Raw genomic sequence first — 19937 nt, 5'->3', positions numbered from 1 at the left:
TTCAAATATTCATCTTTGAAACGTACCACATGAGTTGATTTTTCCCTGACCGTTTAGCTTGATATAAAGCGCGGTCTGCTTTCCGTATAAGTCCATCCGCGTCCATTCCATCGTCCGGAGCCATCGCAACACCGATACTTAATGTTACATGATAAATTTTCCCGCACACTTCCCACGGTTCAGAAGAAGCTTGTATCAATCGTTTAGCAACTGTTTGAACATCTTCTTCGCTCTCGATACCTTTTAACAAAACATTAAACTCGTCACCACCGATTCGCGCTATTAAATCATCTTCTCGTAAACTATTACGGAGTCGTCCAGATAAATGACGTAAAAACTCATCCCCAGCATCATGTCCTAAGTCATCATTGATTTGTTTGAAGTTATCACAATCAATATACAATACTGCCAAGCTATTAGAAGTATTTTCAAGCTTACGCAAACCGAGCTCCAATTCTCTTTTAAAATAACGTCGGTTTGGTATCTCCGTTAAAGGATCATTATTCGCTAGGTAATAGACTTTTTGTTCGGCTTCCTTTCGATCTGTAATATCTAATAAAACGCCTTCTATATATAAAATTTCCTTATCGTCGTCCCTTGTAACTGTCGTACGGTCGTCTACCCAGCGAATACTACCATCAGCTGTAATAATCCGATACTCTTGTTTGAATTGGTCCACATGATGATCTAAGAAATCTTGAACCTCTTGTTCCACCCGAGGTAAATCTAAAGGATGAATAATTAAAGAATAATCAATGCGTTCTCTTATAAACCATTCAGGCGTATAGCCATATTGATTAACATTTTGGGATACATATTCAATTGGCCAGCCTTCTTTTATCCCCCATCTAAAAATAACGGCAGGACTATTCTCGATCAATCGATTGGCCAACTGAAGCGCGTCCTCTGATCTTTTCTTATCAATAATCACGGCAGCCAAATGACTGAATTGAGTAAAAATGCCTAACTCCTCTTCGTTAGGCAAACGACATTCATTTGGGTAAAACGCTAAAGTCCCAAATAAATTATTTTTAGACGAAACAATTGGAACCGACCAGCAAGCCTTTAAATTGAATTTATGAGCCACATCCCGGTAATCCTTCCAACGTTGATCCGTCTTAGCATTTTCAACTAGAACGATTTCATTGAGGTATGCAGCAGTCCCACATGAGCCATTGTTAGGTCCAACCCTTAAGCCGTCCATACTATCTAGCATTTCCCCTGGCAATTGAGGACCGATTGGGTTTTCCAGACTATGTAGCTGTTCATTAAACTCAAGGATTGATACTCGTATATCTGGCACCACCAATTCGATTGTCTCTGTTAATTTTTCCAGTACTTTGTTAAGAGACGAATCCTCAACCGCTAACATCTCTATTATTCTACTCTGTTCACTTAAAAAGTGTTGGACATTAATCATTTGGCTCATGAGGGTCCCCCGCTGCATCTAATGGTTCATATCGTTATAAATATAACGATATTTATATTTACTATAACATGATTATAATATAATTGGAGATTTTCGACAAAAGTTTTGCAAATATTTGTTAATTTTCTTAATTTACACAAATAACTGCTAGGATAACTCCTAACAGTTAACGTCTAATCTGTCTTATAATAGCGATTCAGCAACAATTTAATAAAGAAATAAATCCAGGCGACGGATACCCCCATTAAAATCATATTTCCATAATCAATCAGTTCGCCACCAAAGGCTATAGAGAATATCAATAGCCCAATAAAACCAAATAGTCCATAAAGTACTAACTGTAGAAAAAACTTTCCTTTTTGTTGAACATTGGTCGTCCATTGATCAATGATTACTGATGAAGGGATACCAAATAACAAATAAACAGGTCCAGCATATATTACGACAAATAAAAAAGTCTCCCAAAATCCAAAATAATAAACATTTTCCACACGCTCATCGACTGGCACATAGTTCAACCAGGAAAATACAGATGCAAATACAAGCGTAGATAAAATTGCCGTCATAAAACGAATCATAATCATTCCACCTTCATCGTCTACTCACCTCAGAATAACGAAACGATGGAAATAATTCAATTTTTAAAGTGTAATGCCAATTAGTTCGGTTCAGAATACTAGATTCATTCATTTAGACATCAATGCTATTGTTACCGGTTAACATGGGAAAATAAGGGTAAACTGAATTCAGAGGTGATCATATGGATCAAGAACAAGCCAAATCCTTTTTAAAAGAAATCATTAAAATCAAAAGTGTTAATCCTCCAGGAAATGAAACAGAAGTTGCAAATAAACTAAAAACTCTATTCGATGAACATGGCATAGAATCCGAACTTGTCGAATACGATGACAATCGGGCTAATTTAATTGCTCATTTAAAAGGCGAAGAAGATGGACCAGTCCTTGGACTAACAGGACATATGGATGTTGTCGGGGATATAAAGGGTGCTGTTTAGTTCGACGAGTTCCTTTAAAAAGGTTCTGCCAATCAAACAACACCCTGTTTCAGCTTATTGCTCATTGTAAATGTCATCCTCTTCATTATCCCACCAGGAATAACTTTTGCTTAGTAAAATAACATCCCTAGACATATGCTTTTCTTTAATTTTATCAAGTACTTTTTGTCTTTCTTTCTCACTCAACATATCAATTTCCTTAATAATTTTATCTGGAATAGACATATCATACACCTCCATTAAGGTATACTTTTTTATTGTACCTTATATTCGCAACGGTATAAAATGTTCATTTATGAGTGGTTTGACGGTGAGGGCCACCACCGAATACTTTATAATGAACGTTTTTTTACCCGAGACTAATCGCGGTACTATCAATTAATAACCCCAATTCATAATAGAATTGGGGCGATTTCATAAATTAAAGTTTAAACCGTCTAATCAGATCATTCATATCTTCTGCCAACTGAGATAATGATTCAGCACTAGAGGTGATTTCCTGCATGGAAGAGCTTTGTTGCTGGGCAGTTGCTGAGCTTTGCTCAATTCCAGCGGCTGCTTCTTCCGAGTTTGCGGCTATCTCTTCGCTCGCTGCTAAAACGTTTTGACTATGACTCGCAACCTCTCTTAAATTATGAGAGGCATTTTTAATTTGTGTAATCATCTCATCTACAGCTGAATTAATTGAATGGAAGCTGTCCTGACTTACTTTAATCTGTTGGTTTCCACTCATCACTTTATTGTGACCTAATTCGAGTGATTGCACGACGGATTTCGTTTCAGTTTGAATACCTTGAATAATGCCTGTAATCTCTTTAACTGATTCGGCTACTTGTTCAGCCAGCTTTCGTACTTCATCTGCTACAACAGCAAAGCCTTTACCAGACTCACCCGCACGCGCAGCTTCAATAGCCGCATTCAAGGCAAGTAAATTAGTTTGTTCAGCGATATCTTGAATGACATCTATGAGCTTTGAAATTTCAGTTGAGTACTCCTCTAAATGTTCAACTTTTTCGACTGCTTCAGCTACAATAGTTGTAATTTCATTCATTTGTTGAACGGACATCTCAATTTGTTTATTACCGTTAGTTGATTGCTCTTTGACTTCAGAAGATACACTTCGTAAGGCTTTTCCTCCTTCATTGGCTTCATCTATTTGTTGATTTAACTGATTCGATAAGTTCGAAATTTGGTTTGAGGAATGAGATTGTTGTTCAGCACTGGATGATAATTCCTCCATCGTGGCAGCAACCTGCTCCGCTCCATTACTGACTTCATTCGCTGATTGAGTCAGCTCCTCACTTTGACTACTAACTGTTTCTGAAATACCCTGAACCTTTGAAACCATGTCACGCAAATTATCAATCATGGCATTCATCGAATTGGCGATTTCACCAATTTCGTCTTTTCCTAGATTGTCCAACTTTTTAACATTCAAATGACCAGCTGCTACTTCATTACTAACCAAAACAACCTTTTTTAAATGCTTTCGGATTCCTCTGCTGACGAAAATGAGTAAAAGGCCACCTAGAATAATTGAACTAGCAACAGATATGATTAAAACAAAACTAGCATAAGTTGAGCTTTCCTTTGCATGTTGAATGGCTAACTGTCGTTCTTCATCAATTAAAGAACGAAGCTGATCCAATAAAACGGCCGTATCGCTACTTAATTTAGAAGCTTCTTCACGATAACGCATAGCAATTGCAGTATCTCGTTCTTCTATTGCAGGAACAATTTGATTTAAAAATAGATCATTCATCGTTCGGTCATTACTTTGAATTTGTTTAAACAGTTCTTCTTGTTCTGGGGTGTCCATTTTTAATTCGACTTGAACCTGCAAGTCATTATAACCATTACGCTTTTGCTCATATTCTTCGATTAAATTTAAATCTCTCGATAAAACATAATCAGCGATAATCGCATCTTTAGCACGAAATTGTGACGTCATATCTGTAATATTCACCGAACGGTCTGCCCTCTGATCCATGGCGTCAATATTCTGATCGACCCCTTGCATTAAATAGGTCACAATACCAGCCGATGCCACAAAAAAACATAACGTTAAGATAAAAATAAATCCGTACTTCCATCCGATTCGCACGTTTCGCCATTTTACGCGTCGCAAATATCTCACCTTCAATCCGACTGATTTTTTTAATTATAGCACATTTGACCTAAATTTTTAGTACTTTTAAGAAAATTCTATTAATTTGTATAATTATAAGATATTTTGTTAAATTAGGTGATAGAGGTGAGAACCATGACTGTTTTGGTAAAAAGAATTTACGAAGATGTATCGGACCAAGATGGTAAACGAATTTTGGTTGACCGAATTTGGCCAAGAGGGGTTTCAAAGGAGAAAGCGCAGCTGGATGAATGGCTTAAAAGTGTAGCGCCAAGTACTGATTTGCGAAAGTGGTTTAGACATGACCCTGATAAATTTGAAGAGTTTAAAAAGAAATATAAACAAGAGTTAGAAGAAAATGAGGACCAACATCAGTCTTTTTTAAAACTAACACAGTACGCCTCGAATCATACTGTTACATTACTTTATTCAAGTAAGGAGGAAACATATAACCACGCCCAGGTTTTGAAAAGATTACTTGAATAAAAAACAAAGGGGCTGGGACAAAAAATCTAGAGGGTGATGAAAGGCGAACAATATCATCTAATATAATTAAAAATGAACGGAGTCAAAATGCGTAGACGCCTGCGGGAACAGCACGAGTCTCGAGACCCCGCAGGCAGCGCTTTTCTGCCGAGGAGGCTCGAGCCGTGCCCGCGGCAAGCGAAGCATTTTGACGTAGTGAATAAAATCTGAACTCATTCATGAATAATTGAATCTAGTTCGGATTTTATGTTTTTAATAAAGTTTTGTCTCAGCCCCCTTATTTAGTCAAAAATTCAACAATGCCTTGCATTAATCCATCTGCTAAAGGTAATTCGGGGTCTGAATAGGTTTGCATATTACCAGTTGGATCCTCCGGTGCTTCTTTTAATACATGATTCATTTTCGATATAATCATTGTTTCAGCACCGGACTGTGCATGTTTTAAATAAGCAGCATGGGCCTTTGGTACTTGTAAATCCCTGCCGCCTTGGATGATTAAAACCGGTTGTTCAAGCTGGGCAATCACCTCTGCTGGATTATATGCGATCCATGAGGCTAAAAACGGCTGTATATCTGGTCTAAAAACATTCTGCAATTCAGTACTTACCTCACCGACCACTTCACCCTGCTTTAATTTTGCTAAAATATTCTCGGCTTCTTCTAACAAATCACCTGATAATTGATCTTGGAGTTGCTCCAATAAAACTTCATCCATAGGTTTTCCAGCGCCGGCTATTGAAATAATTCGATCAGCACCAGCCTCTTGAGCCGCGAGCATTCCGACCAATGAACCTTGACTATGACCGATGATATGAACGTCCGAAAAGCGCTCATCTTCATGCAACAAATCTATCCAGGCTTTTGCATCATTGACGAAGTTTTCAAAGCGAATATCACGTTCAGCAATAACGGCATCCTGATTTTCGGCTGCCCCTCTTTTGCTATAACGCAGGCTTGCGATACCTTGTTCGGCTAATCCTTCAGCCAAAAGCTTCAGGCTATCATTTTCACCAGGCATAGCGGCTGAATTCCCATTACGATCTGTAGGACCCGAACCAGGAATAATTAACGCAATCGGATGTGGACCTTCACTATCGGGTGACAACAATTCCCCTTCTAGCTCACCGTACGCCGTCTCAACACTTAAAAACGTCGCATCCTCTTCTTCATGCCCATCATTAGCTAGTGAACCTCTCTCAAGGTAAAACGGGAACGATTGACCTTGCTGTGTAAAGGTACCTTCAATCCGCCCATCATCTACCCAGTCACCTTCAAACCGTATCTTCTGACCTGGTAGATCCATACGAAAATAAATACCTTCTTCAAACGATAAACCCGTTAGTGGATATTCACTAACATTCTGTATTGGAATACTGATAGAACCCGCCAATTCGTCCTGTTTATGAAACTCAATAATAATATTAAGCGGTGTATCTGGTACTTCAATAGCACCACTCCACGTCCCGATTAGCTGATCCTCTATTACACTCTCATCCGTCTTTTCTTGATTATCGTCTGAACAGGACACTAGTCCAACCAACATAGTGATCAATAAAATAAATGCAGATAATTTTTTCATCATCATATTCCTTTCAATTAATCATACGTTTTGTGAAGGGTTTCGTTTCATTAAAATGCAATCGTCACGAAAAACCAAACAATCATCACTAGCTGAATTACGACTTTTGCAATAGAACCACTGAGAAAACCGAAGAAAGAACCAATAGAAGCACGAATGGCTTCTTGGGAGGTACGATTTCGAAGAAGCTCAGTGACCAAAACAGCGATAAACGGTACGATTAAAATGCCAAAAGGCGGAATAATAAATGATCCGACAATCACAGCGACAGCTGCGACTTGTTCGCCTCGTTTCGACCCGCCAAATTTTTTAACAAAATAACTATTGGCAATGATATCAGCCACAATCAAAATAATCGTAAAAATAACCATCGCCGTGTAAAAGACCCATCCGAGCTCTGTTTGATCAATGAAAAAGTGATAAGCGAGAAACCCGAGCCATAGAACTAACACGGACGGAACAATCGGAAATAGTATGCCTAAAAAGCTTAGAATAAAAAAAGCGATGATGAGAATCCAGATGATAACCTCCATAATAATGCCTCCCTAGGACTTTAACTGATTCTTTTCGTAAAAAATTCTACGACTCCAAACGCAATAGCCAGTCCAATCATAGGTAAAAATAGAATTCCCCAATACGATAGGATAATGTAACCAAGCACGGCACTTAACACTAACGATGCTGGAATGATGGCGATTCTAAAGGTGTGACGAGATACCTTTTGCGGTTCAACCTCTCGCCATTTAACTAAGTCCAAAAATTGATGTGACCATATTTTATTCCAATAAGTTTTTAAAAAATTCCCAATTAAAAATATCATCCCTATCCACATGAACCACTTAAGCCAGAATGGGAACATGACAATTCCAAATACCCCAAAACCAACAATTTGAACATATAGTAATAACCAGTTTTTGCTGCGTAACAACGATTTAATAAAAACTTCTCGATAGCCTATCTCTGGTGTATAGGCTTTAAACATTTTTTGAGATTTTCGAAATAGCCAAGGGTGCTTCCTTAAGTTAGAGATTTTTTCTGACAAATATTCTGGTCCTCCAATATAAGCAGATTGCATTAAGACAAGCTGTAGCAACTTGTTCTTATGTTCAGTATCTAGATCGATTTCACGGTAAAAGTTTTGCTTTTGGCGTATAAAATAAGTCGAGTAATATGCTGTCATAACAATCGTAACTAAGGCTAATACCCATCCGGTTGTTGCCATATGGGCGAGTGAATAACGCATTAGAATATAAACGACAACCACGAGTCCTATGATAAGAAAACGACTCACCCATTTTCCTAATTGAATTTTAAATCGACGCCTTAGTATGCCAACCAACACTTGAAGGAAATAGACAATTAATCCAAGCGCACACAGCATTGAGCCTGTCCAATTTAAATAAACCATGAAAATAGGTGCCAGTATGCCAATCACAATCAGCCATTTAACCAATGAAATAGTATAATAATAGCCTAAACGATAGCGATGTAATGTCCCCATCACATCTTGTTTTTGCCACAAGTACAAAATATCAGCTGATTGAAGAAAGGAAATGCTTATTCCAGAAAAAATAAAAATCGTGATAATCAAAGCAAGAGCAGGCTCATTTAAATATGTTGCCCAACCTGCTTCCATATTCCAAAGCGTGATATATTGATATAACCCCGTTAACAAAAGTGGAATTAACACATAAATCCATACCGCCCAATCAACGGCCACCCGACGTATTTGCATATAAAATTGAATGTGCTGTTTTAAACGTCGCTTAAATAATCTTTTTCCAGTCATCATCATGTACGCTCCATGAGAGCTTCAAAGCTATCAAATAAGTTTGCATCCTGAACTTGGGCAGCGTTTCTTATGTCAGCCAATGTCCCTTGGGCGATAATACTTCCTTTCATGATTAACAAAAAGCGGTCACAAATACGTTCAGCTGTATCCAGCATATGAGTAGACATCAAAACGGCTGCGCCCTGCTCACGTTCTTCATTCAATAAGCGTAAAAAATCATTCATCGCTTTAGGATCTAGCCCAACAAACGGCTCATCGATAATATATAGATTGGGCTTCGTTAAAAAAGCTAAAATAATCATCAACTTTTGTTGCATCCCTTTTGAAAATGTACTTGGAAGCTGGTGAATCACATCATCTAACCTAAAAATTTCGAGTAGTGGCTTTGCACGTTCTGTCATTTCCTGTTCAGTTAACTCACAAATTGAGGCTGTGAATTGAATGTGTTCCCATAAGGTTAGTTCTTCATAAAATACAGGTTGTTCTGGTATGTAAGCATATCGCATCGATTGGTCTTGAAATTGAATCGTACCAACAACGTTTTCTAACGTACCTAATATAGACTTTATCGTCGTACTCTTTCCGGCCCCATTAGGACCAATTAAGCCGATGAGTTCACCTTCTTTTATATCAAAATTAATGCCATGAATAACGACCTCATCTTGACTGTAACCCGCTTCATCTATTGAAACATTTAAGATTTTCATTCCCATACACCTCAACCTCTTACCTAATAAATATAAAAATAATCACAATGACTACTAAAATGACTAACGTACCCTTCCAGCTTTTACCTCCAACTAAGTCTTGCAAACTTCCTCCCTTTGCACGATCAAAGGCATCACCCATTTGACTGGCTTTGTTCTGTTTTAATTCTTCTTGACGCATTCTTTCACGACGATCTTCTGGCTTTTCATTTTTCATAAAATCCTCCTTTATGGGTGCTGATCCCAGGGTTCAAGTTGTCCAATGACATGAACATTTTTCTTGTATTTAATCGAGACACATCATTTTCGATAACGAAACCAAGCTGCACTTGATGATATCGACAGCCTTTAGGCGTATTGATACCTCTTCTTATCTCTTCTATATTCGAATTGCTACCCAACACATGGTATAAGTCCCAGTCATTGATTTGATGAGATAATTCATCCATCATAACGCGCACCGGATTGCCTGTAACACGATGAATCCATGCCACAACTAATTGTATTGGGCCATTTTGTTTAATCGAATGTTGAATACCATGACGAAATTCAGACTCATCCTGGTAATCTAGATATAATGGTGTTATGTTTTCGGTTTGCAAAAGTAACGACTTCATCTTCTTCTCTGTTCGGCCTACGATGGAAACATGATATCCATTTTGTGCTAACCATAGGCTTGTACCTGCAAGCATACCGGAACCACCAATAACGAATGCATGTTTCAAAAATCTCACCCTCTTTTGAATATTATAACATTAATTATGATGTAAAAAGTCACAGCCGATTTAATTGCTGTGACTTTTTAGCGTTATTGTTCAACCTCACTTAGATCGAATGAAATAACGCGATTGGTATTTGGATTATAGACAACACTGCCACGAACGGTGATTGTTTCTCTTGGTGACTGTAATGTAAAATCATATCTTTCTCTTTTACGATTACTAGAAACATTCTCAGTTCCTAATGACTGATAATCTGTTATACGATAACCAGGGTAACCGACGTTAACAATCTCAAGTAGATATTTTCCAAATTGTAATTGTTCAAGCTCAGGCGAAGGTGTAATTTCAACATCTAGAACGCCTACATCTGGATTTGCACCTAAGGCCTCAAACGCTCGTCTGTGCAAATTAATTCGATTAGGTGGGTAATTTTCAACCGTGTCAACAACCTCAACTAATACCTCACGAGTGTTTTGTGGATTTCTTACATTTAGTGTTTGACCGCATTGAAAACCACTTCTCGGACTCACGGCCACTGTCATATACTGATTATCTGACCAAGGGATATTACATTTTGTGACTTGTCCTCCCTCTGTCCACGTAGCCTGACCTTGGATTACTTGTTGTCGTCCATCAAAAAACGGTTGATACGGCATCGGGCCAAACATACGATTTGGATCGTACTGGTATGGATAATACATAGTCATCCTCCTATTAGCATACTTTTTATAACATATGCCTAAAGAAATTGACGCGTTACATATGACATTCAAATACATTTCTTCATCCTTGAAAAAGTGGTATAATAGTGACTGAATATTATATTAAAATAACAGGGGGATAAATAGATTGGGTAAACGATTAATGTTTTTCATTTTAACCAACATTCTAGTTATGACCACGATTGTCATTGTGTGGTCCGCTCTATCAGCATTTTTTGATCTAGGTAGTATAAGTGGAATCAACGGTTTAGGTGGCCTTGACTACCGGGCACTAATGATTTTTAGTATTATCGTTGGTTTTGCAGGCTCATTTATCTCACTCGCCATGTCACGCTGGATGGCTAAGAAGATGATGGGTGTTCGCGTTATTGACCCAAGCAAAAACATGTCAGCCCGTGAACGCGATTTAGTTGAAAAAGTTCACCGCCTTTCACGTGCAGCAGGACTTATGTATATGCCTGAGGTCGGTATTTATAACTCAAAAGAAGTCAACGCTTTTGCAACAGGACCATCAAAAAAGAAATCTTTAGTTGCAGTATCAGCAGGACTTCTTGAAACCATGGATGACGATGCCGTTGAAGGTGTACTAGCACACGAGGTTGCTCACGTTGCAAATGGAGACATGGTCACCATGACGCTTCTACAAGGTGTTGTCAACACATTTGTCGTATTCTTATCACGTATCGTCGCTAGTATTGTATCAAGCTTTGTTCGTGAAGAAATGCGTGTCATTGTGCACTTTGCAGCGATTATTATTTTCCAAATCCTATTCTCTATTTTAGGATCCATTGTCGTCTTTGCTTACTCACGTTATCGTGAATATCATGCCGATAATGGTGGGGCGGATTTAGCTGGTAAAGATAAAATGATTCATGCACTTGAATCATTAAAACGCCAAGTAGATAGAGTACGTGATCCGCATCAAGATGATAATGCCGTTCAAACACTTAAGATTAACAATAAACAAAAAACAAGCATGTTCTCATCTCACCCGGACCTAGGCGACCGAATTGCACGTTTACAAGCAAAATAAAAGGAAGAGGTTGGTATTATGCTGGCCGTTTCCGTTCAAAGTAATTTCAAGTGGGCTGGGACATAACTAGCCAAAAATAACGTAAAAATGGCACCGAACCATAAAAATGTATGGTTCAGTGCCATTTTTTGTGTGTTTTTATCATATTTCATCAACAATGATGTCACCCACGATTTTTTTATTTTACTGGGTTTTGCCCCAGCCTCTATCGGTGTTTTATTTAGTAGTAAATCCAACCATTTTCAGTAAGTACTCCAGAAATATGACAATTTCCTTGTACAATTTTAAATTTCGATCCATCCCTTAGTTCATACTCAACAAAAGGAACTTCGACCTGAATTTGACTATAATCAGTATGCTCATTCATAAACTCAATTAGATCATCCTGTAAAGAATCAATACCATTGGATAAAAGGTCCTGCATCAAGCGAGTCTCATAACTAGAAAAGTAACTCCAACCTAAAAATATTGCTCCTGCCAGAAGACCACTAGGCGATCCAGACACCATTCTTGTAATAAACCAACCTAGTGTAGAAGAAGCAAAAACACCTAAGAAAAAGAATGGATACTCAGTTTGAATCTTTCTTTTATTGTTTTGTTTTTTTTAATTTTTTCTGTATTAGTATTTCTGTAATTTTTAAATAATAGATTAAAAGCCGTTCGCAAGGTGAACACGATCCGAAAATAATTAAACCGTACTTCTACCAGCTTGTTCTCCGATTAATAAAGATATGACTGAAAACTCATACATTAACTTCTTTCCAAATGAGATAAAAAGCACGGTGATTCAAGTTGGAAATCACCGTGCGAATATACCTGCCAATCATTTCAATCATGCCTTACGCTCGAATAAATTAACACCAATTCCCATACACAAAACACCGATTAATAATACGATAGAAATCGGTTCTAAAACCCCTGATAAATTTTGGTTATAAATGGCAATACTTTTAAGAGCCTCCATCGTATACGTGACGGGTACCACTTTTGATATCGCTAAAAGAATATTATTACTTACAGCTTCAATTGGCCAATAAGCTCCACCGATCATGGCCATACTAACCGTTACAATAGGAACGACTGCATTTAATTGTTCCAATGTTTTAACTGATCCTAACATTAACATCCCTAATGCAACTACGGAAAAGACAAAGCACCCAACAACGACAATTAAGGATCCAAAATGGTCACCTACATCAAAGTCAAACACGTATTTAAATAATAGAAAAACTGAAACGATATGGACAAAGCCGATTACAAATGAATACCCCATATATCCTAAATAAACCTGCCACTTTCTGACGGGTGACAAAATAATTCGATTCATTGTTCCCGAACGTTTTTCTTCAGCTATTTTACTTAGACTAAAAATAATCGTATACATCGAGAAAAACAGCGTCATACCGAACAGGACTTGTAGTTCATTATTATAGCCAACATTGTCACTTTCCGTTCCTATCGTTTCATTTTTAACGACGAGAGGCGGTTCTGACATATATTGGTCAACCTCTTCCCGAAAACTCTCTTGGTTGACCTGCTCCTCCACAGCTGTTAAACGAGCTTCATTGATAAAGGTTTGCCTAACGACTTGGTCTAACATTTGAAGTTCTGCACTTTCATTTAAAATGAGTAATTGATAATCATTTTCCATGACCTTTAACGAAAAAGGAACCGTCCCTAGAGCAACATCCTCTCGAGCTTTTTTCTCATCGGTTTGAAAGAAAGAAAACCCTTCCGCTTGATTTAAACGATCTAACCAAGACTCTCGCTCTTCTTCATTTATCGATTCATCAAATGAAGTAGGAACACTAACCGCATCACCAACTGATGAGCTTCCCATAGATAAAACAAATATAATAGACATCAAAATCATCGATCCGATTAACAGCGGTTCCCTTTTTAGACGCTGCCATTGTAATAAAAATAAAGCCTTCATCTATGCCTCCCTCCTTCTTGGGAAAATGAGTAAGCTTAATATCCATATCACAAGCGTTAAAATTAATAGTCTCATTAACAATGGACTTATAAATGAAATTCCAAGTCCCTGTGACCATTGAAGATAGGCATTCATCGCCATACCATTTGGTGTCCAGCTTCCTATTTTTCCAATGATATCTGGAAGCTGTGATGTTGGAACGAAACTACCCCCTAAGAAGGCAAAGACGCTCACGATTCCACCTGAGAAAACACCTGGAATCACATTACTATTTGACCTAATCGTAATTGAAATAAGCAGTGAACCTATTGCGGCGATACATAATGCAAAGATCAGTGTAATAAGTGTTATCCCCATCCATTGGCTGAATGAATCAAAACTTAACGACTGAAATAACATACTCGAAATGATCAGTAATATCGCAATTTGTATAAAGACAATAATCGTCGTTGAAGAAGCTTTACCTGACAAATATAAATAGGGATGCTTACCTGTTAATAAGATTCGGTCAAATACGTTCTGATAGTTCTCTACATACGCTTTACTAGCCATTGTTGAAGCTGTAAATAAGGCAAACATAACGGCCATCGCAAAAGTATAATACTTAAGCGAGGAAACAGGGTCCTGATCTGAGACAGATTCGATCTGACCCATTTCGTTAACCGCATCCGTTTGTTTTGATGACTGGTCGATTTCTTCCATAGCAGCTTTTGCGATTGCTGTTTCTAAATTCAGATTTGCTGCAAAACCATTCATAATATCTCCTAACACACCAGATGACAACGTACTATGTTCCCCTGATTGTATGATCAATTCACTACCTTCACCTTGATCCAATATCATTTTTCTTAACGTTTCATAAGTAAATCCTTCGGGCAGACGTAATATGGATGATATTTCTTCATCTTCAAGTGCTTCTTGGGCTTCTGACTTATTTAGGTAAGTTACGTCTAGCATGTCACCTAATTCATCGCTATCGAACACTTCATTTAACATGGATGCAGGTTGAAAGGATTCAGTGGCTTTAATCATCTGCTCCTTTGCCTCATCCGGTATAGGTAAAGCATCAACCTCATTTATAAAGCGCTCAAGTCCTTCTTCTGAGTCGTCTTCTTGAACAACAGCCACCTTGGCATTTAAAAAATCTCCATCACCTGACATCAATCCACCTAAAGCAAAGCCTAATATAGCCGTTAATACGAGAGGCATTAGTAATAATACAGCCAGTTCTGTTTTATCACGAAACAGCACGAGCACATCTTTTTTCAAAAATGTTAGCATCACTTACACCTCCTAATCCCTTAGCTTCCGACCAGTTAAATGTAAAAACACATCTTCTAACGTCGGAACTTGAACATTGATACTTACGATTTGAGCCTCTTCTTTTTCGGCTTGTTGAAATACTTTTCCAAGTAAACGGCACCCTTTAGGTACGATAAGTTTAATCCCCTTATCGTGCTCCGTAACTTGTAAAACATCATCAAGGCTTTCTAATGCTTGAATTAAATTCGGATACGACCGATCAAGCTCAACCAAAATAGTCTCTTCACTGGATAAAATACTCGTTAGTTCATCCTTCGTACCGGTGGCGATAATTTTACCGTGGTCCATAATATAAATTCGATCACAAAGCCTTTCTACTTCCTCCATGTAATGACTTGTATAAAGGACCGTCATCCCTTTCTCTTCATTTAACTGACGTACCATTTCCAATATATAGTTTCTGGACTGTGGATCAATCCCTACAGTTGGTTCATCCATGATAATGAACTCGGGTTCATGTAATAATGCAACCGCGATGTTAATACGGCGCTTCATCCCGCCAGAATAGGTTTTAACGAGTTCCTTCTGACGTTCTTCTAAACCGACAATTTCTAAGACTTCATTTATTTTCGTGTCTAATTCTTTTCCTTTAAGGCCATATATCTTCCCAAAAAACTTTAAATTCTCTAATGCTGATAATTCTTCGTAAAGTGCAATATCTTGTGGTACAACGCCGAGCACATCGCGAATCGTTTTTGGATCCTTCACGACACTTTTCCCATGCCACTTCACATCACCAGAGGTTGGTACCAACAGCGATGAAATCATTGAAATAGTTGTTGACTTACCAGCCCCGTTCGGACCGAGTAAGCCGACTGATTCGCCTTGGTCCAAATAAAGATTGGCATCATTGACCGCAACGTTATTTTTGAATACTTTTTTCAAATCAACTGTTTCTAACATTCACTTCTCCTCCTTCACTTCATCTAATCCTAATATATAAAAAAAGAAGACAGTACGAACACTGCCTTCAGTCACTGATTTATAAAATGATCCATGACCAGAGTCATTTTATTATAACAATTTGGAAGTCGCGCATATATTTTAGATTCCGCGCGTAAACCTTAAAAGTCGCGCATAAGTCACTGGATCCCGCGCATAATGTCTATACCAACTGATTTTTTATCGCAAATATCGCTAACTGAGTACGGTCGCGCAAATTCAATTTATCGAGTAACACACTAATATGGTTTTTCACTGTACCGACCGATAAAGCAAGCTCGTCAGCAATTTCTTTATTACTTTTACCTTCCCCAATTCGTTTTAAAATGTCGGTCTCCCGTGGCGTTAAATCACGATGAAGCTTAGGCTCATGATGAGTCTCTTTTTCGAGCAAGCGAGGAACCACTTTTGCAGCAACCTCTCCTTGAATCTGCAAGCCTCCTGCTAAACAGCTTTTAATAGATTTAATTAATGATTCCGCATCAGCATCCTTTAACATATACCCATGGGCTCCGATACGCAGTGCTTCAAGAGCATATTCATCATCATTAAAAGTAGTCAACATTAAAACCTTTATATCTGGCCAACGTTCTCGAATTATTTTGGCCGCTTCAAGTCCATCCATTTCAGGCATTCGAATATCTAAAATAGCTACGTCAAACCACTGCTTTTCACAAAGACTGATCGCTTCATTCCCGTTTTTTGCTTCACCGGTCACACGCAATTCATCGTCTGTCTCAATCATCATCTTCAAACCTTGCATGACTAATGACTGATCTTCAGCTAGTAACATGCGATGCATCTGAATCACTTCCTTTTTTAATCACGGGTAATGTACCACGGATAGTGAATTTATGTTGATAGGTTAAAATATCCAACCGTCCATCAACCTTCTTTAACCGTTCACGCATCGAACGTAAACCATAGCCCTCGCGGTACTCGTAATCATCTACAATCGGATTCGACACTTCGAAACGAAACACACTTCCACCAGGCGACTCAAATAAGACCGACGCTTCACGCTCTGAACTATGGCGCATCACATTCGTTAGCGCTTCTTGAACAGCACGATACACAGCCACAGTCTGCTCAACATCTAAATCAGCAGAAAACGCACGATTTTTTACTAAAAAATGAATGCGAATATAATTTTCTGCTTCAAGCTTACGAATCAACCGAATGATAGCCGGTAGTCCACCAATCTCATCTTGATTCATCGCTTTTACTGCCTGTCTCGTTTCGTTTAAGCTTTCTTTTGCTAAATCCTTTAACATATGAAATCGGTTCTTGGACTCTTGGTCTGCTTCCATTCGTGCCACTTCCAATTGCATTAAGAGGTTCGTTAACTTATGGCCAACACGATCATGAATCTCTCGACCAATTTGCGTTCGCTCCTCTTGCCGCGCTAATTTCTCATCAGATGCCGATTTTCTTTTAAGTCTTCGATATTCATGTAATAATGCATCATAGCGGGCATCAGCCTCATTCCACTGCTGCAAGTGTCTATAAGCCAGTACCGCTACGACTGCCATAAAAACAATCAATAATAAAGAAAATCTAATTGTAAAAGGTGTAGCGATCAAGAAGCTAGTCATTAATATTAACCCAGCTGCAATGGCTTGTTGACGTGACAAACGGAAAAGGACCTCACCAACTAGGTATGAATAGATTAATAATATGTATGAGCTCGATTCAGAGATAAATACCATTGATGTTACAACCGCGGCCCCGCTTAGTGTCATTGTCATAAACCATTGATTTCTCTGAAATAGTGGAAGTAGAAAGATCAACGCAAAGAAAACCGCACTTCCTAGCCACTGTAGAGGTGGGACCTGAGATATCCCTCCAAATGTAGAGGAAAATGCAGCACCCCATGTAACGATTAATAGACTTAACCAGACCCAAATTAAATGACGTTCCATTCCATCACCCATCAGCTTGTTTATTTATCTATCATAACATTAAACGGCAGCTAATAGATGAATGGTAGCCATAAAGATAAGGAAACCAACTAGCCGCCGCTAGTTGGTTTTCCTATTTCTATTTTAGTACTTCTCTAAAATCGTCTCTTTCTTCTCAATGTTGATCAGTTTGTTCCCAATGTCGCAGGTGTTTTTCTCATAGTTGCAGAGTTTGTTCTCAATCGGGTCCATTTTTTTCTCAAAGTCGTTTGTATTTTTCTCAAAACCCCTCTATTTTTTCTCAATCCAGAATATGACGAATGAAAATTTAATCACTTAGCGCTTATCTTCAAGCAATACGACGAATTCTTCAATCATTTGGCGCCTATCTACGAACAGTACGAGGAATTCTTCAATCGCTTAGCGCCTATCTTCGAGCAGTACAACGAATTCTTCAATCATTTGCGCCTGTCTACGAACAGTACGAGATAATCTTCAATCACTTATCACCTAACCAGGTGCGTTCATATTAAAACTGCCCAAGCATGTGTGCTCGGGCAGTTGAGGCAATCTACCAAATCCAAAGCGCAATAAGAGTCGAGACAATAAGCCCTAACATAACGGGGATAAAGTTTTTCCGTGCTAGTTCAATAGCGGATACGCCACAAAAACCAGCTACAGCTACAAGTGATGACCAAGCAACTAACGTACCACCACCAGTCCATATCGTTCCAATTTGACCAATGGCCGCTAATGTCGAAGGATCGACACCACCACTGGCTAACGCACCAGATAAGGATCCTGTAATCGGGAGGCCAGAAAATCCTGACCCATCTAAACCAGTAATAATCCCGATTATTAATATACCAAATGCGGTAAGAAAGGCACTTTCAGGAATGGCACTTTGACCCGCTGCTACCAAATCGAATAATAACGATGGCGCTTCTTGATCTCCAAGTGATAGAATACTACCGGAAAAATCGCCACTTCCAAGGAAGAAAAACCCTGCAATCGGAATGACTGGCCCCATCGCTCTAAAGGCAAAGACGAAGCCACTTACAATATGCTCACTCACACGATCGAATGCCTTCGCTTTACCGTATGCAATTGTGGCAAAGGCTAATAATAGGACAGCTACCCCGCCGATGAGTGCTGCACCGTCACCACCTTCAAAGCCTCCTTCACGACCACCCGTGATTTTCGTGTAGATCATGAAGAGCATGACTCCAAGCATTGATAGCGGTACTAATGCAGCAAAAAACTTTTTCCACTTAGGCGTAGCTGAATACGCCGTTGTTGATTCTTCCTGTCCTGGAAGTTTTTTTAGCGCTTCAGTGTTTTGCGGATCATTTGGCTTACGTATTTTACTTCTCATCATCAAGTAAGCCAAACTAATCGCAACAACACCTGTGACGAGCGATAGTACAAGAGCCTTATCCGCTACAGCCCCAGTTTCAACACCTGCCGCTGATGCACTTAGCATCGGAGCAACTTGAATAACATAATCTGCAGACAATGCCATCCCTTGCCCAGCAAGTGCTATAACCATAGCTGCCCCCATGACAGGTAATCCAACACGAACCGCAGCTGGAATTAACAATGCTCCGATTAACGGAACTGCTGGTGTTGGCCAGAAAAATAATGAGATGATAAACGTAATAACAACTAATACTAGAAAAGCGACGTGCCCATTCGTCATAATTTTTTGTACCGGTGCAATCATTTGCTGATCAGCACCTAAATCTTTTAACGAATGAAGCAACGCGACCATGAATGTGATGATTAAAAATATGTTAAAGAGTTCGTTTGCAGCTGTTAAATTCGCATTAAAAACAGCCGTAAAACCCGTAATAATACTTTCATCGTATACCCATGCGACGAGGAATGTTCCAAGAAGGGTTGGAAGCACAACCCCTTTTCGAAAGACCATCGTCAAAATAACCACTAGTGTTACAATCGCATACAACCAATGTGCCAAGGTTAACTCCATAATGATGTCCCTCCTTCTGGAACATCATATGCACATACGCCTAGGTTGGTGAGAATGGAAGGTCGATGATAATTCCTCAATAAGGTGTTCTGAATGCGCCATGATTTTTATGAATCCCCAACGTCATACAGTCATTACTCTGATTCCCCAATACCCTACCCTGAATCCCCAATTACATAGGTTGAATCCCCAATCATTCATCATAATTCCCCCATAAACATCAATAATTGCC

Annotated in this window: 21 protein-coding genes; 3 read left to right on the top strand and 18 right to left on the bottom strand. The window is 38.8% G+C overall.

Annotated features, from left to right (window positions below; genetic code table 11):
* Window position 1: 1 nt before the first annotated feature.
* Together BLP77_RS07830 and BLP77_RS07825 are read right to left on the bottom strand one after the other, a co-directional pair.
* The gene (locus BLP77_RS07830; RefSeq protein ID WP_176753002.1) at window positions 2-1429 is read right to left on the bottom strand and encodes a sensor domain-containing diguanylate cyclase; all 1428 of its coding nucleotides are present in this window, start codon (window positions 1427-1429) and stop codon (window positions 2-4) included.
* 173 nt (window positions 1430-1602) lie between these two features.
* A complete protein-coding gene (locus BLP77_RS07825) occupies window positions 1603-2007 on the bottom strand; it encodes a hypothetical protein (protein WP_093856569.1) in 405 nt (134 codons plus the stop codon).
* Window positions 2008-2189: 182 nt separating this feature from the next.
* Here BLP77_RS07825 and BLP77_RS07820 point away from each other — a divergent pair, with 182 nt between their 5' ends.
* A complete protein-coding gene (locus BLP77_RS07820) occupies window positions 2190-2444 on the top strand; it encodes a hypothetical protein (RefSeq protein WP_176753001.1) in 255 nt (84 codons plus the stop codon).
* Window positions 2445-2498: 54 nt separating this feature from the next.
* Here the strand turns inward: BLP77_RS07820 and BLP77_RS15815 are convergent, their stop codons facing one another.
* Together BLP77_RS15815 and BLP77_RS07815 are read right to left on the bottom strand one after the other, a co-directional pair.
* Window positions 2499-2669, bottom strand: coding sequence for a hypothetical protein (locus tag BLP77_RS15815; RefSeq protein ID WP_176753000.1), 171 nt, complete (start codon window positions 2667-2669; stop codon window positions 2499-2501).
* A 196-nt stretch (window positions 2670-2865) separates the two neighbouring features.
* Window positions 2866-4572, bottom strand: coding sequence for a methyl-accepting chemotaxis protein (locus BLP77_RS07815; RefSeq protein ID WP_093856568.1), 1707 nt, complete (start codon window positions 4570-4572; stop codon window positions 2866-2868).
* Window positions 4573-4707: 135 nt separating this feature from the next.
* Here BLP77_RS07815 and BLP77_RS07810 point away from each other — a divergent pair, with 135 nt between their 5' ends.
* Entirely contained in the window at window positions 4708-5058 is a 351-nt protein-coding gene (locus tag BLP77_RS07810) for a DUF488 domain-containing protein (protein ID WP_093856567.1), read from the top strand.
* A 277-nt stretch (window positions 5059-5335) separates the two neighbouring features.
* Here the strand turns inward: BLP77_RS07810 and BLP77_RS07805 are convergent, their stop codons facing one another.
* From BLP77_RS07805 to BLP77_RS07775, 7 genes are all read right to left on the bottom strand, one after another.
* Window positions 5336-6637 carry an alpha/beta hydrolase gene (locus tag BLP77_RS07805; RefSeq protein WP_093856566.1) on the bottom strand — a complete coding sequence of 434 codons (1302 nt, stop codon included), beginning with the start codon at window positions 6635-6637 and terminating at the stop codon, window positions 5336-5338.
* A gap of 50 nt (window positions 6638-6687) precedes the next feature.
* Window positions 6688-7170, bottom strand: coding sequence for a DUF456 domain-containing protein (locus BLP77_RS07800; protein WP_093856565.1), 483 nt, complete (start codon window positions 7168-7170; stop codon window positions 6688-6690).
* Window positions 7171-7190: 20 nt separating this feature from the next.
* Window positions 7191-8429, bottom strand: coding sequence for an ABC transporter permease (locus BLP77_RS07795; protein WP_176752999.1), 1239 nt, complete (start codon window positions 8427-8429; stop codon window positions 7191-7193).
* Entirely contained in the window at window positions 8429-9142 is a 714-nt protein-coding gene (locus BLP77_RS07790; RefSeq protein WP_307723644.1) for an ABC transporter ATP-binding protein, read from the bottom strand. The genes BLP77_RS07795 and BLP77_RS07790 overlap by 1 nt, the downstream gene beginning before the upstream one ends.
* Before the next feature lie 13 nt (window positions 9143-9155).
* Window positions 9156-9353, bottom strand: coding sequence for a DUF6366 family protein (locus BLP77_RS07785; RefSeq protein WP_093856563.1), 198 nt, complete (start codon window positions 9351-9353; stop codon window positions 9156-9158).
* Window positions 9343-9861, bottom strand: coding sequence for a Rossmann-fold NAD(P)-binding domain-containing protein (locus BLP77_RS07780; RefSeq protein ID WP_093856562.1), 519 nt, complete (start codon window positions 9859-9861; stop codon window positions 9343-9345). Before BLP77_RS07780 ends, BLP77_RS07785 begins: the two co-directional genes overlap by 11 nt.
* A gap of 83 nt (window positions 9862-9944) precedes the next feature.
* Window positions 9945-10559, bottom strand: coding sequence for a DUF3889 domain-containing protein (locus tag BLP77_RS07775; protein WP_245686828.1), 615 nt, complete (start codon window positions 10557-10559; stop codon window positions 9945-9947).
* A 148-nt stretch (window positions 10560-10707) separates the two neighbouring features.
* Between BLP77_RS07775 and htpX the strand changes: the two genes are divergently transcribed.
* Window positions 10708-11613 carry a protease HtpX gene (gene htpX, locus BLP77_RS07770; protein WP_093856561.1) on the top strand — a complete coding sequence of 302 codons (906 nt, stop codon included), beginning with the start codon at window positions 10708-10710 and terminating at the stop codon, window positions 11611-11613.
* Window positions 11614-11833: 220 nt separating this feature from the next.
* Here htpX and BLP77_RS07760 read toward each other — a convergent pair whose 3' ends face one another.
* The 7 genes from BLP77_RS07760 to BLP77_RS07730 form a co-directional block, all read right to left on the bottom strand.
* Window positions 11834-12037: a hypothetical protein gene (locus BLP77_RS07760; protein ID WP_093856559.1), complete on the bottom strand. Its 204-nt coding sequence runs from the start codon at window positions 12035-12037 to the stop codon at window positions 11834-11836.
* Between the two features lie 408 nt (window positions 12038-12445).
* Complete coding sequence (locus BLP77_RS07755; RefSeq protein ID WP_093856558.1) at window positions 12446-13549, bottom strand: ABC transporter permease; 1104 nt, start codon at window positions 13547-13549, stop codon at window positions 12446-12448.
* On the bottom strand, window positions 13550-14830 hold the full coding sequence (locus BLP77_RS07750) for an ABC transporter permease (protein ID WP_093856557.1): 1281 nt from the start codon (window positions 14828-14830) through the stop codon (window positions 13550-13552).
* 12 nt (window positions 14831-14842) lie between these two features.
* Entirely contained in the window at window positions 14843-15775 is a 933-nt protein-coding gene (locus BLP77_RS07745) for an ABC transporter ATP-binding protein (RefSeq protein WP_093856556.1), read from the bottom strand.
* Window positions 15776-15977: 202 nt separating this feature from the next.
* Window positions 15978-16616 (bottom strand): response regulator, encoded by a 639-nt coding sequence (locus BLP77_RS07740; RefSeq protein ID WP_093856555.1) that lies wholly within the window; start codon window positions 16614-16616, stop codon window positions 15978-15980.
* On the bottom strand, window positions 16594-17736 hold the full coding sequence (locus BLP77_RS07735; RefSeq protein WP_176752998.1) for a sensor histidine kinase: 1143 nt from the start codon (window positions 17734-17736) through the stop codon (window positions 16594-16596). The genes BLP77_RS07740 and BLP77_RS07735 overlap by 23 nt, the downstream gene beginning before the upstream one ends.
* A 550-nt stretch (window positions 17737-18286) precedes the next feature.
* On the bottom strand, window positions 18287-19705 hold the full coding sequence (locus BLP77_RS07730) for a hypothetical protein (protein ID WP_093856553.1): 1419 nt from the start codon (window positions 19703-19705) through the stop codon (window positions 18287-18289).
* Between the last annotated feature and the right edge of the window lie 232 nt (window positions 19706-19937).

The sequence above is a fragment of the Tenuibacillus multivorans genome (genome assembly GCF_900103915.1).
Lineage (GTDB): Bacteria > Bacillota > Bacilli > Bacillales > Alkalibacillaceae > Tenuibacillus > Tenuibacillus multivorans.
This window is presented reverse-complemented; position numbering and strand designations above follow the sequence as displayed.